General features: G+C 46.5%; 9 protein-coding genes. 4 read left to right on the top strand and 5 right to left on the bottom strand.

Features of this window, described 5'->3' with window-relative positions; genetic code table 11:
* Positions 1-53: 53 nt before the first annotated feature.
* Positions 54-851, bottom strand: a complete 798-nt coding sequence (gene larE, locus ACZ25G_RS07350) for an ATP-dependent sacrificial sulfur transferase LarE (protein WP_463682017.1) — start codon at positions 849-851, stop codon at positions 54-56.
* Positions 851-2,245, bottom strand: coding sequence for an asparagine--tRNA ligase (asnS, locus tag ACZ25G_RS07345; RefSeq protein ID WP_191483305.1), 1,395 nt, complete (start codon positions 2,243-2,245; stop codon positions 851-853). The genes larE and asnS overlap by 1 nt, the downstream gene beginning before the upstream one ends.
* 431 nt (positions 2,246-2,676) lie before the next feature.
* On the opposite strand from asnS, the gene ACZ25G_RS07340 reads away from it, so the two are divergent.
* A complete protein-coding gene (locus ACZ25G_RS07340; RefSeq protein ID WP_463682016.1) occupies positions 2,677-3,510 on the top strand; it encodes a hypothetical protein in 834 nt (277 codons plus the stop codon).
* Between the two features lie 396 nt (positions 3,511-3,906).
* Positions 3,907-5,283 carry a citrate/2-methylcitrate synthase gene (locus tag ACZ25G_RS07335; protein WP_191510270.1) on the top strand — a complete coding sequence of 459 codons (1,377 nt, stop codon included), beginning with the start codon at positions 3,907-3,909 and terminating at the stop codon, positions 5,281-5,283.
* 62 nt (positions 5,284-5,345) lie between these two features.
* Here the strand turns inward: ACZ25G_RS07335 and ACZ25G_RS07330 are convergent, their stop codons facing one another.
* From ACZ25G_RS07330 to ACZ25G_RS07320, 3 genes are all read right to left on the bottom strand, one after another.
* Positions 5,346-5,996: an SdpI family protein gene (locus tag ACZ25G_RS07330; RefSeq protein ID WP_463682015.1), complete on the bottom strand. Its 651-nt coding sequence runs from the start codon at positions 5,994-5,996 to the stop codon at positions 5,346-5,348.
* The gene (locus ACZ25G_RS07325) at positions 5,977-6,267 is read right to left on the bottom strand and encodes an autorepressor SdpR family transcription factor (RefSeq protein ID WP_191482738.1); all 291 of its coding nucleotides are present in this window, start codon (positions 6,265-6,267) and stop codon (positions 5,977-5,979) included. Before ACZ25G_RS07325 ends, ACZ25G_RS07330 begins: the two co-directional genes overlap by 20 nt.
* Before the next feature lie 142 nt (positions 6,268-6,409).
* Positions 6,410-9,124 (bottom strand): cation-translocating P-type ATPase, encoded by a 2,715-nt coding sequence (locus ACZ25G_RS07320; protein WP_463682014.1) that lies wholly within the window; start codon positions 9,122-9,124, stop codon positions 6,410-6,412.
* A 229-nt stretch (positions 9,125-9,353) separates the two neighbouring features.
* On the opposite strand from ACZ25G_RS07320, the gene ACZ25G_RS07315 reads away from it, so the two are divergent.
* Positions 9,354-10,547, top strand: coding sequence for an exonuclease SbcCD subunit D (locus ACZ25G_RS07315; RefSeq protein ID WP_463682013.1), 1,194 nt, complete (start codon positions 9,354-9,356; stop codon positions 10,545-10,547).
* Positions 10,544-13,516, top strand: coding sequence for an AAA family ATPase (locus tag ACZ25G_RS07310; protein WP_463682012.1), 2,973 nt, complete (start codon positions 10,544-10,546; stop codon positions 13,514-13,516). The genes ACZ25G_RS07315 and ACZ25G_RS07310 overlap by 4 nt, the downstream gene beginning before the upstream one ends.
* Positions 13,517-13,576: the final 60 nt, after the last annotated feature.

Genomic DNA, 13,576 nt, shown 5'->3' with positions numbered 1-13,576 from the left:
CTCATCTTTCCCTCTTTGACAAGCTGTAGCAGCTGCTTTATCTCCAAAGTATTTCACCTCTCCTTGTTAATATGTACATCCATGCTGCCAGATCGGAAGCCTTCTAGATCCAATGTTACATAGGAAAATCCCAGTCCTTTGATATATTGGGCCACATCTTCCCGCAGTTCCATCATTCTGTGGAAATCATCCGGTAGAATCTCAATCCGTACGGTATCTCCATACGCTCTCAGCCTGCAAACTTGAAAACCATTCCTTTTGAGAAAAGACTCTCCCTGTTCTATTTGTGCAAGGGCCTGGGGTGTAATCTGTGTTCCATAGGGCAACCGGGTCGCAAGACAGGGGGATGAAGGTTTTTGCGCTATCGACATTCCCATGGCCTGTGCCAACTCTCGAACCTGCGATTTATGGAGTCCAAGCTCTGCCAAAGGGCTCACCACTTTAAGCTCCGCCAAGGCCCGGAGTCCCGGCCGATATTCTGTCAAATCGTCTGCATTGGTACCGTCCATAACGCAACCAAGCCCCTGTTCCTCAGCGTACTCACGCAGCTTTGAAAACAAAAGCCGCTTGCACCGATAGCACCGGTCAGGAGGATTCATCAAAATCCCTTCGTCCATCAGTTCATCGATGGGGAGGATCGTATGGATTACTCCCAATTCATGGGCCATAGCACGGGCAGCTTCTAAATCCACGGCAGGGTGAAGCTGGGTGGCAAAGGTGACAGCATGGACTTTAATGGGCAGCTGGGCCGCGATTCCCAGCAAGAGTCCACTGTCCACGCCCCCGGAAAAAGCAATGCACAGCCCGTCTTTTCCGTGCTGTGCAATGGTTTTTTCTAAAAGTTTTTTCATCAAAATTCAGCTGTACCTACAGTTCTGGGGAAGGGCAGCACATCGCGGATATTGCTGATGCCCGTAATATACATAATAAGTCTCTCAAAGCCCAGACCAAATCCAGCATGCTTGGTTCCACCAAAACGACGCAGATCTAGATACCAATTGTAATCTTCTTCTTTCAGTCCCAGTTCTGCCATACGGGCTGTCAGCTTGTCCAGTCTCTCCTCGCGCTGGCTTCCTCCAATAATCTCACCAATCCCGGGAACCAACAGATCTACCGCGGCCACCGTCTTATTGTCGTCGTTCATCCGCATATAAAACGCCTTGATCTCTTTGGGATAATCGGTGACAAATACAGGCTTTTTAAACACCTGTTCCGTGAGATATCTTTCATGCTCCGTCTGAAGGTCGCAACCCCAGGAAACAGGATATTCAAATTGATCTTTGACCTTTTCCAGCAGTTCGATTGCCTCTGTATAGGTCACATGGGCAAAATCCGAAGTGATAATGTTGTCCAGCCGCTCTAAAAGCCCCTTGTCGTAGAAATTATTAAAAAACTGCATCTCCTGGGGGCATTGTTCTAACACATAACGCAGGACAAATTTAATCATATCACTGGCCAGTGCCATATCGTCGGCCAGATCGGCAAAGGCAATTTCCGGTTCGATCATCCAGAATTCCGCCGCGTGCCGGGCAGTATTGGAATTCTCCGCGCGGAAGGTAGGGCCAAAGGTATACACCTTGGAAAAAGCCATCGCCATGCATTCCGCTTCCAGCTGACCGGAAACAGTCAAGCTGGTAGGTTTTCCAAAAAAGTCCTTTTTAAAGTCTACCGCTCCCTCATCTGTGTGAGGAAGATTTTCCATATCTAAGGTAGTAACCCGGAACATCTCTCCGGCTCCTTCACAGTCGCTGCCGGTAATAATGGGGGTATGGACATAAACAAAACCCCGCTCATTAAAAAACTTATGGATGGCATAAGCTGCGACCGACCGCACTCTAAAAGCCGCCGCAAAGGTATTCGTTCTCGGACGCAGATGAGCAATGGTCCGCAGATATTCAAGAGAATGGCGCTTTTTCTGCAACGGATAATCTGGCGAAGAGGCCCCCTCAATTTCAATTGTATCCGCGTGAATTTCCAAAGGCTGTTTAGCGCCCGGTGTCAAAATGACTTCACCGGTAACAATTAGTGCCGTGCCAACGTTAATTTTTTCAATTTCTTTAAAGTTTTTAACCCTGCCTTCTCCAAAAACGACCTGTAGATTCTGAAAGGAGCTGCCATCACTGAGCTCAATGAATCCCAGTGCTTTGGAATTGCGCATGGTTTTTACCCATCCGCAGACCGTAATTGTTTCCTGTCCATATGTTTCCGCTTTTTCAAACAGGCTTTTTATCTCTACTCTTTCCATTATATACATAACCCCCAACGTTTTCTGGCACATGCAGAAATCCATCTGCCACAGTATATTTTATTATAGTACAAATCCCCATTTCCCACAAGTAGCCAGCGTTCATTTTCAGCATTATTCGCTCCTTTCCATATATATTTCTCCCTATGTTCCCCTTCTTTTCAAATAACCACAGCTATGTCCTGTGGCAACAGCTTTTCCCTTTACATATATTGGGTTGTGGGAATCTTCCCATAAATTTGCCAAACAAAGGATGAGATTCCATGAATTGCAATAATTGCCGTCCTAGTGGATTGGGCTGCTTTGTTGGGCCAACTGGCCCAATGGGGCCTCGGGGGCCTATTGGACCTTGTGGGCCTAGAGGTCCCGTAGGTCCGACTGGTCCAACTGGCCCTAGAGGAGTCACAGGCTCCAGAGGTCCTCAAGGTCCTATGGGTCCCACCGGCCTCCAGGGTTGGCCGGGTGCCGAAGGTCCTCAGGGGCCCATTGGGCCTCAAGGACCAGTTGGCGCAGCTGGCGCCACTGGTGCTACCGGGCCTACTGGACCAACTGGTCCTACTGGCGCTACAGGCCCCACCGGCGTAACTGGTACTACTGGTTCTACCGGACCTACTGGGCCTTCAGGTGTCGCTGCCACCATTACAGTGCGTAATACGACAACAGGAGAACCCGGTTCTGCTGCATCGGTCACTGATACTGTTGTAGGTAACAATCATATTCTTGATTTTGTCATTCCCAGAGGAAACGCCGGTGCTACCGGGCCTACTGGCCCCACCGGGCCTACCGGCGTTACCGGACCTATTGGCGCTACCGGACCTACTGGCGCTACCGGACCTACTGGCACCAGTGCTCCCGCTGATTTAGTAAACGCAACTAATGTTAGTCCTCAAACTCCAGCTGCAGGTGCCGCTTTGACCCTTGATACTAACCAGGTAAGTTTAGGCTCCGCTGTATCCCATTCTACTGGCGCAAGTAACTTTACTCTTGGAGCCACAGGCACCTATCAAGTGAGTTACAGTACCAATGCCACCCCCTCGGCCAGTGCTACCCCACCGGTCAATGCGAGCATCCAGCTCAATCAAGAAGGTTCCCTTATTCCCGGAACCCTTGCCACCGCCACCTTGGCCGCCTCGGGAAACAGCACACACCTCTCCGGTAACGCACTGATCCAGGTGAGTGCAATTCCTGCGACTATTACCTTAGTGTCCAACGATGCAAATAGCACCTACTCAAATACTTCGGTCATCATTCGAAAACTGAATTAAACTATGTTTATTCTTCAAACAGCCGCCTTCTCGGTGGCTGTTTTTCTTTTTTACTTTGCCCGTTATTGTTCATAGCGTTCGCGTTTTCATCTTCTCGAAAAATTTTGTGCTTGTTAAACATAATATGTCTCATTTGACTTTACTCCGGCAAAGAAAGGGCGTATTCTCCTTATTCTTGAAATGAATTTTAGTAAATATAAACAAAAATTTTGCATTTTTCACTGGGAAATGGTCCCATACTTTTACATAGCAAATGAACGACAGACATAATTTCTTAAAAAATTTATGCTATAATAAACCAAAAATTAGTATTTTCGTTTGAAAGCCACAGGAAATCAAAGGGGATGTAGGACGCCCATATTTGATAAGAAATTTTATGGAAAAGAGGCTATGACTATGTTGAATTCTAATGGAAACAGGTTCTCAGAGATCACTCCAGAAGTACAGGCTTTGACGGATCTCTGTTTAAAAAACAGTTACATCCCCCCTGAGCTTTACACCAAGTATAAGGTCAACCGGGGTTTACGTGATCTCAATGGTAATGGTGTTTTGACCGGACTAACCGAAATTTCAGAAGTCAAATCCACAAAAATCGTTGATGGCGAAAAGGTTCCTTGTGAAGGTAAGCTGTACTATCGCGGTGTGGATATTGATGAAATTGTCGCTGGTTTTGTCCAGGAAAAACGTTTCGGCTTTGAGGAAGCCACCTATCTTCTTCTGTTTGGGGAGCTACCCAATAAGGATCAATTGGATGGTTTCTGCAAGATTCTCTCTAACTATCGGACTTTGCCTACAGGTTTTGTCCGGGATATTATCCTAAAAGCACCTAGCTCCGACATGATGAACACTTTGGCTCGCAGCGTTCTAACACTCTATGCATACGACACCAAAGCTAATGACACCAGCATTCCTAATGTCATGCGGCAATGTCTACAGTTAATCGCTCTATTTCCCCTATTGTCGGTCTATGGCTATCAAGCATACAGCCATTATCATGACGGAAAAAGCCTTTACATCCACATTCCTCAACCTGACCTTTCGGTAGCAGAAAACATCCTCTATGTTTTACGTCCTGACAGTAAATATACCGAGCTGGAAGCACGTATTCTGGATGTGGCCTTGGTGCTCCATGCGGAACATGGCGGCGGCAACAATTCCACTTTTACTACCCATGTTGTTTCTTCCTCTGGTACAGATACCTATTCCACCATTGCGGCGGCGATCGGTTCCTTGAAAGGGCCTAAGCATGGCGGTGCCAATATCAAGGTAGTCCAGATGTTTGAAGATATGAAAAAGACAGTCAAAGATTGGCACGATGAAGAAGAAGTGGGGAATTATCTGCGTGCATTGCTCCATAAAGAGGCATTTGATAAGGCCGGACTCATCTATGGTATGGGGCACGCCGTCTATTCCCTCTCCGATCCCCGTGCCAACATCTTCAAGAAATTCGTCAAAAGCCTGTCAGAAGAGAAGGGCCTCACCGAAGAATTCGCCCTTTATTCCCTGGTGGAACGTCTTGCTCCCCAAATCATTGCTGAAGAGCGCAGAATTTACAAGGGTGTCAGTGCAAATATCGACTTTTACAGCGGCTTTGTCTACAGCATGCTCAACCTTCCCCTGGAACTGTATACTCCTATCTTTGCGATTGCCCGAATCGCTGGCTGGAGCGCCCATCGCATTGAAGAGTTAATCAATGCTGGAAAGATTATACGTCCTGCCTATCGGAATGTAGCCGAACATAAGCCTTATATTAAATTAGCTGACCGCAAATAAACATTAATAATAGAAAGCGCCATGGAAATTTCCATGGCGCTTTTCTTGCGAAAAAACAATGCTTATTCTGATAATTGGTTTGCTTTCTTTTTTCTATATAGAAGATAAGAATAAATAAACGGGATCAATACCATCAGTGCCAGACTTCCCCACAATATCCACTCCCAATTTAGAAAAGCATTTAGGATCATCAAGATGCCTCCTGCCATCCATGTCCAACCGGCTAGGCGGTGGGTTCTATTCCAGTTGTCCTCATCGTGCAATGTCCAAGGAAGTTTTATTCCCATGGTATAGTTCTGTTTGCATTTGGGCAAGTAGTTGCCAATAACCATAAAGAGTATACCCATTGCAAGAGAAAGGAAGAAGAAAATGGGGAAAGTGATTCCTAACCCAAAGGTTATAATCGCTGTTTGTACCAGTACAGAAAGGATCGGTACAAGCCAGTGGCTAATACCTCGCATGACAGAGGAATAATTTTTCTTTTTGGGATCGTTGGCCAATTGAAACCAAACAAACAGATGAATAAAAATTAAGATAACCGGTAGTAGAAATAAGGCAAAATCTTTGGAGGCAAACCCATTCGGTTCGCCGTTAAAATCAAAGTGGATGGCAACCTGATCTGGCAGCTCCTTATAAAAGATCAATCCCAATACCAACGGCAGCAAGCAAAGAAGCAGTGAAAGAACAAACTGCCTATCGACCTTCTTTTTCATCAGGAATATCCCCTTTCAATTGAGCAAGCCAGAGCATGACTTCCTCAAATATCGACGTGTTAATTTCATAATAGATATAATTTTTGTATTTGCTTTCCAAAACAAGTCCTGCCTTTTTGAGCCGAGACAAATGATAGGAGATCGTGGCACCTGTCATTTCAAAGTGGGAGCCAATTTCCCCCGCTGACATTTTCCCTCCCCGTGAAAGCAATGTCAGGATGTCCCGCCGCACTGGGTCAGACAAGGCTTTAAATGTATCTCCAAAACTCAATGATGACCCCCTCCCATCAGTATTTAGAATTTTTTCTAAATAGATAATAGCATTTCAATATGAAAAGTCAATAGCTATTTAGAAAAAATTCTAAATAGATAAGAAATAAGAAAACCGGCGAAAAGCCGGTTTTCTTATTTCTTTATCTTGGTACCTCCACAGGCACTGTCACCTCATCTTTTTTACGAAAGCTAAAGCTATAGACGATGCTGGAAATAAGTGGACCGGCTACACAAAAAACAAGCACAACCGCTATTTGCATCCACGTTAATGGGATTGTTTGGAAAATAAACTGTCCCCATGGATGATAAACAGAAAATATGACCACAGAAACGGAGATGCAAACCGCTGCTATCAGCTTCCAGTTGTCAAAGATATTGATTCTAAACAGGCTCTTTTTCTCACTTTTGCACTCAAAAACATGGATGAGCTGCGCCAACACCAAGGTCAGAAAAGCTCCCGTTCTTGCAATGGCCAAATTTCCAGTCATATTGATAAAGGTTACAAAACATCCCAGGGTGGCCAGGGCGATCAGACATCCACGGAAAAGAATAAGTCCCAAAAGTCCTCCAGAAAAGATACCGTCTTTGGAACTACGTGGTTTTCGACGCATCACGTCTTCCTGAGCGCCCTCCAACCCCAAGGCAATGGCGGGCAAACCATCGGTTACCAAGTTAATCAGCAGTATCTGAATGGGCAATAATACCACCGGCATTCCCATGAGCATCCCCACAAACATGGTGAGAACCTCGCCGATATTGCTGGAGAGCAGATAACGAATGAATTTGCGGATGTTATCATAAATAATCCTGCCCTGCTCTACCGCCGCCACCAAAGTTGCAAAATTGTCATCCATTAAGATGATAGAGGAAGCTTCCTTGGTTACATCGGTACCACCTAAGCCCATAGAGACACCGATATCTGCTTCCTTAATCGCAGGGGCATCGTTAACCCCATCCCCAGTCATTGCGACTACGTGACCATTTTTCTTCAGTGCTCGTACAATCCGAAGCTTATGCCCCGGTGTAACCCTTGCAAAAACGCTGATCCTATCCACCATCTGCTCAAAAGTTTTGTCATCCATGGCGTCGATCTCCGCACCGGTCATGGCAATACCATCCCCGGTCAGGATTTTAAGCTTCCGGGCAATGGCGGAAGCGGTGATGACATGGTCTCCCGTAATCATCACCGGCCGTATGCCGGCCTGACGGCAACGAAGTACCGCGTCATAGGCCTCCTGCCTGGGAGGATCAATCATTCCCACCAGGCCACAAAAAACAAGATTTGACTCTGACCGGTCAGCGGCCTTGCATTTTTTGTAGGCAAAGCCAAGAACCCGAAGAGCCTGCTTCCCCATCTCCTCATTTTGACGGAGAATTTCCTGTTTCATGGCAGAAGTCATAGGTCTAACCTGGCCATGGATTGATAGAAATCCGCACTTTTCCAGCACAACATCAGGGGCCCCTTTACACATAAGAAAAATATCTCCGTTGTTTTTTTCCGTTATGACAGACATACATTTGCGGATGGAGTCAAAAGGAATTTCATCAGTTCTTCGGTATTCTCTTTCGCTATCCTCCCTATAAACACCTGCTTTGGCCGCCATGACAAGCAGGGCTGTTTCAGTAGCCTCCCCCGCCGTTTGCCAAACGTCACGGGAGGGATTAAAGGTCCTATTGCGGGGTTCTCTAGGATCATCGGTATAAATGGCAGCGTTATTACAGCAGACGGCAATATCAAGCAGTATTCTGGCATCTGCTATCGCATTGATACTGATTCTCTTTCCTCCCAGTAGAAATTCTCCACCCTTCTCATATCCGCTGCCTGTAACCTCGACCATTCCCTCCATGGTGTAGATATGGGTAGCCGTCATCTTGTTTTCCGTCAGGGTTCCGGTTTTATCCGAACAGATAACATCGGCACACCCCAATGTCTCCACAGCGTGGAGCTTGCGCACTAGGGCATTTCGTTTGAGCATACGGGAGACGGAAAGCGCTAAGGCAATGGTCACAATCGCAGGCAGACCCTCCGGAACTGCAGCAACCGCTAAAGAAATTCCGGTGACGATCATATCAAAAATTGGTTCTCCCCGTAAGATACCGGTAATCGCTACGACGGTGCAGATGACAAGACAACCAATGGCGATATATTTTCCCAGCACCCCCAATTTTTTCTGTAAAGGGGTAGGCTCTGGCTCAATTTCACTGAGCATGCCGGCAATATGCCCCATCTCGCTTTGCATTCCGGTGGATACCACCAAGGCGCGGCCACGGCCCTTTGTGATTACCGTACCCATATAAACCATATCACTCCGATGCAGCTGGGGCGGTTGGGTCAAATCTGTGGAGGGAAGCTTTTCCACCTCTACCGATTCCCCGCTGAGCAGAGATTCATCACTAAAGAGTGAATTGGCATCCAATAATATTCCATCGGCGGGAACCCGATCCCCTGCTTTTAGAAGGATCACATCATCCCTGACAATTTGGGATGCGGGAATGATAACTGGAATCCCATCCCGTATCACTGTGGCCTGAGGTGCCGCCATATTTTTTAGCTTATCCAATGTTTTTTCGGTGCGAAACTCCTGAAAAAAGCCTAAAAGTGCATTGAGAAGCACAATCACGATGATGGTAATGGCTTCAGTCACTTCCCCCATCAACACGGATAAGATAGTACTCACCAGCAAAATCATCACCATGACGTCCTTGAATTGGGCGGCAAAAATATGGGATGCCTTAATTTTCTTGCCTCCCGTCAGCACATTTTCACCGAATTCTTCTAGACGTTTCTGTGCCTGTACCTGGGTTAATCCCTCTGTCAATGGTTGTTCCCCAGTCCTTTCCATTTTCTTTCTCATCGCTCTCCGTCCTTTTCTCCGCGCTCCCAATAAAGTTTCTCTCCGTCAGCCATCTGCGCGGAAAATGGCCGGCGCCCATCGCTGTTTTTACTGCCAGTCCCATTTTATTCTTTTTAGATGCTAAATATGTCTGCTTCTGCGCTGCCGTACCTCCTTGCACCAAAAGGCGAAACAGGATACAATAAAAAGAAAAGGCCATCGGACAGAAAGGAGCTCTGCATTGCGGATTTTGCATACCTCAGACCTGCACATTGGAAAAAACCTGAACGATTTTAGCCTCTTGGAGGATCAAGCCTATATCCTAGATCAAATCTGCGACATTGCCCTTCAGGAAAAAGCTGACTGCGTCGTTATTGCCGGCGATCTTTATGATCGTTCCATCCCTCCCAGTGAGGCTGTGGTTCTTTTGGATGACTTTCTCAGCAAACTCACCATGCAGCTTCATCTGCCAGTCATCGCCATTTCCGGAAATCATGACGGAGGCAAACGTCTTGCCTTTGCCAGCCGGCTTTATGAAGCTCAGGGGCTTTATATGGAGTCTATCTTTTCCCCCAAGCTACGACAGGTCACCCTATCCGACGCCTATGGAGAAATCCACTTCTGGTTGGTTCCTTATGTGGATCTTCCCACCATTAGAAGCGAACTATCGGCTTTTCCACAATTAGAAACGCCAGAGACCTTAAGCAGCGGTTATGCACAGTTCATGCGGCTCAACGTAGATCGAATCGACGCCTCCCAGCGTAATATTCTCGTGGGACACAGCTTCTTTGGCAAATTTTCCTCAGAAGGACAAAGTGAGCCAGATAAGCTAATCTTCAGCGAAAGTGAAGTAAGCGTAGGCGGGACCGACATTGTGGATGCCTCTGTTTTTGACTGTTTTGATTATGTTGCCCTCGGACATCTTCATGCGCCACAGAAGGTAGGTACAGAATGGATGCGGTATTCTGGATCTCCTCTAAAATATTCTATCAGTGAAGCGGAACATAACAAATCCGTCACTATGGTAGAAATGGGTCCCAAAGGTCAAGTGGATTTTAAAAAAATACCTCTGACGCCCTTGCGGGATCTACGGGTTCTCACCGGCTACCTGTCGGAGTTGACCGATCGAACCATGCTCTCAGAACAAAATCTGGAGGATTATGTGTTTGTTAATCTTCTCGACGACGGCTTTGTCCTAGATGCTATGAGCAAACTCAGGGTAATCTATCCCAATGTACTGGGCATTCGCATGGTCAAACAAGATGAAGAAATTTTGCTGCATCCTGCTTCTTCCTCCCATATCGCGAAAAAAGGCATGGAAGATCTTTTCGCAGAATTCTACGAAGCAGTCAAAGGCGAAACCCTCAATGAAGAACAGTTTCAAATTATGAACGATGTTTTTGAACAGGTGCGTAGAAACGAGGAAGGTGGTGACGAACAGTGAAGCCAATTGTGCTCACCATGAATGCTTTTGGGCCTTATGCTGGAGAGACTACCTTGGACTTCCGTGTACTAGGCAATACCCGGCTTTTCTTGATTACAGGTCCAACCGGCGCTGGTAAGACTAGTATTTTTGACGCGATCGCCTTTGCTTTATATGGAAAGGCCAGCTCCGCCAGCCGGGAAAGTGAGAATTTCAAAAGCCAGCACGCAGACGACACCACCCTTTGCTTTGTCAAGCTTCAATTTTCTGTCCGTGAAAAAAATTATTTCATTGAGCGTTATCCAAAACAGCTGCGGCTGGGCAGGGACAAGAAAAGCCTCAAGGTTTTTCCTGCCAAAGCAGTTCTCACTCTGGATGACGGTACCATCATCTCCGGTGTAGACAGCGTCAACGCAAAGATTCAGGAAATCTTAGGCTTAGATTATAAGCAGTTTCGACAGATCGTGATGCTCCCTCAAGGAGAATTTCAGGAGCTTCTTGAGGCAGAGAGCTCAAAAAAACAGGACATCTTTCGCCGCATTTTTGACACCAAACTCTATGACCAGGTTACTCGCCGTCTGGGACAGATGTGTTCTGAGCTGGAAAGCAATCTATCTGAATATAAAACGAGAATACAGCTCTCCTTGGGACAAATCGAAACAGATGATCCTGTTTTGCAGCAGCTGATCCTTGCGCCCTATCCCGATCTGCCCCAGATTACCGTCTATCTCAAGGAGTCCATCCAAGCTGACTCCTCCCGCTGTAAAACACTACAGCGGGAGATGGAGGCCCTCCGGAAAGAGCAGCAATCCATCCACCCTGATACGGCGAGAAAGCACAACGAAGCTTTGCATCGGCTTAAGGAAGTTGAGAACCAGCTTGCAGAGCTGGAAAAGGAACGTCCGTCCATTGAAGCCCTGCAAAAGGAGCTAACTAAAATCAAAGCAGCGTCGGAGCTTTCTACCTCTTTGACCCTGATCCAGGAAAAAGAGAATCAGATCCGTGGAACCTCTGAATCTCTCCATAAGAGCCAACATACACTGACTGGCCTGATGCCCAGATTGACGGCGGCCCAAAAAATGTTTGATTCTATGCCGGCTCTTACCAAGGAAAAAGAAAGGCTTTCCCGTCTGCAGATCTCACTGGAAGAAAGCTGCAAAAAGCTGCGGCAGTTAGAAGAAAGCAAGACAAAACTTGCCTCTGGACGTGATATTCTCCGCAAATTGGACAGCAATCTCTCTCTTCTCGGCTCCGTTAGCGCTTACCATGTTCTCTATGAAAAGATAGAAGCTAAAAAACGTCTTTTGGCTGATGTAGATTCCTTAAAGACAGCATTAGCACAATGCCGCTGCTGTAAGGAAAAACAATTAAAAGCTTATGAGGCATACCTGCAGTCCTATCACCAATTCCTTAATGGACAAGCCATCCTTCTTGCGCAGCAGCTCAAGGAAAACGCTCCCTGCCCTGTCTGTGGTTCCCTGGAGCATCCTAACAAAGCCCAGGCGGATGGCCCTCTGATTACCCAAGGCCAAGTTGACAAGCTGTGGGAACAACAAGACCAACTGACCCAAAAATTACATCAAATGCAGCTAAAAGGTCAGTCCATTCTCTCTTCCATCAACAGCCAGCTTGATTCTCCCTTAGATTTCTCTCTTCTGCTTACCGATTCCACTCCACTTCAGGCACTGCGCAACGCTACGGATAAAGCGCTTACACTCATAGAAAAAGAAGCAGCTACCATGCTGGAGAAAATTGGGCGGAGCCGCCAGGAGCTTTTAAATACGCCAGCTACCGCTTCAAAAGAAGAGGCCGACGCCGCCATTCTTTCCTTACAGGAGCGGCGTCTTAAATCCGCTTCATTGGTGCAAGGGCTTTCCCAGTCCATAGAACAACTTTCGGAAGGGCTGGAAGAAGGCCGTACACTTTTTACAATCGAGAAAGAAAAAAAGGATATTTTATCCCAACTGACCAAGCTCACCGATCATATTGTCCAGATACAGGCAGAATATCTAGATTGTAAATCTCAAAAAGACAAACTGGATGGAAATATTCGCGTTCTCACCCTTCAGCTTTCTCAAGCTGAGCAGGCCATGGCCAAAATGAAAGAAAAATTCGAATATGAGATTTCGCACAGTATCCTTCAAGACCGCGACACCTTTGATGAGTATGTTTCAAGGAAAGCCATGATCCCTACCATGGAAAAAACAGCAGAAAATTTTAAAAATCAGTTGCAGCTATTAACCTTTGAACGAAATACACTCAAAGAACAGACTGCCGGTAAAGGTCCTGTAGATCTTCAGGCCATGCAGCAGACGCTGGATGAGCTCTCTTCCACTGTTGATCGACTGGAGAAACAGTATACACCCCTCTATGCCCGTACCATGAGTAACCGCAAACAACTGGAATCTCTTCGGTCCGTAGCAAAACAGATGGATACTCTATATGAGCGCTATCGTGTGCTGGGGGATCTCTATAAGGTAGCAAACGGTGGAAACTCTAAAAATATCAACTTTGAGCGATACGTCCTTGCTTCCTACTTTGATGATATTATCAAAGCAGCCAATGTCCGGCTCATCGCTATGACAAATTCTCGATTTATGCTGCATCGCAGAGATGAAAAAGAAAAATATAACCGTGCCTCTGGTTTAGACCTGGAAATCTGGGACAGTTATACCGGTAAGCACCGTCATGTCAACACCTTGTCTGGTGGCGAGAGATTCAAGGCATCTCTCGCTCTCGCTCTAGGACTGGCGGATATCATCCAAATGCATTCTGGCGGTATTGTTATAGAAACCATGTTTATCGACGAAGGCTTTGGTACCCTTGACAGCCAATCTTTAGATAGCGCCATTGGCGCTTTAATGAGCCTTCAGCAGGATGGCCGGATGGTTGGTATTATTTCTCATGTAGCCGAGTTGTCCGAACGGATTTCTTCCAAACTGGTGGTGAAACCTTCCAAGTCAGGAAGTACCGCCTCCTTTGTTTGCTGAAATTTGCTAAAAAATGATTGACTTCACCTACAGAAAATGCTATAATATTGCTTGCTGAAT

This window comes from Zongyangia sp. (assembly GCF_965361945.1).
Note: the sequence above shows the minus strand (reverse complement) of the source record. Positions and strands in the feature narration are given on the sequence as shown.

Excerpts from the sequence above, each read along its gene's own strand:
- ACZ25G_RS07330 (WP_463682015.1), bottom strand. The coding sequence starts at position 5,996 with ATGAAAAAGAAGGTCGATAGGCAGTTTGTTCTTTCACTGCTTCTTTGC.
- ACZ25G_RS07340 (WP_463682016.1), top strand. The coding sequence starts at position 2,677 with ATGGGTCCCACCGGCCTCCAGGGTTGGCCGGGTGCCGAAGGTCCTCAG.
- ACZ25G_RS07335 (WP_191510270.1), top strand. The coding sequence starts at position 3,907 with ATGTTGAATTCTAATGGAAACAGGTTCTCAGAGATCACTCCAGAAGTA.
- larE (WP_463682017.1), bottom strand. The coding sequence starts at position 851 with ATGAAAAAACTTTTAGAAAAAACCATTGCACAGCACGGAAAAGACGGG.
- asnS (WP_191483305.1), bottom strand. The coding sequence starts at position 2,245 with ATGGAAAGAGTAGAGATAAAAAGCCTGTTTGAAAAAGCGGAAACATAT.
- ACZ25G_RS07320 (WP_463682014.1), bottom strand. The coding sequence starts at position 9,124 with ATGAGAAAGAAAATGGAAAGGACTGGGGAACAACCATTGACAGAGGGA.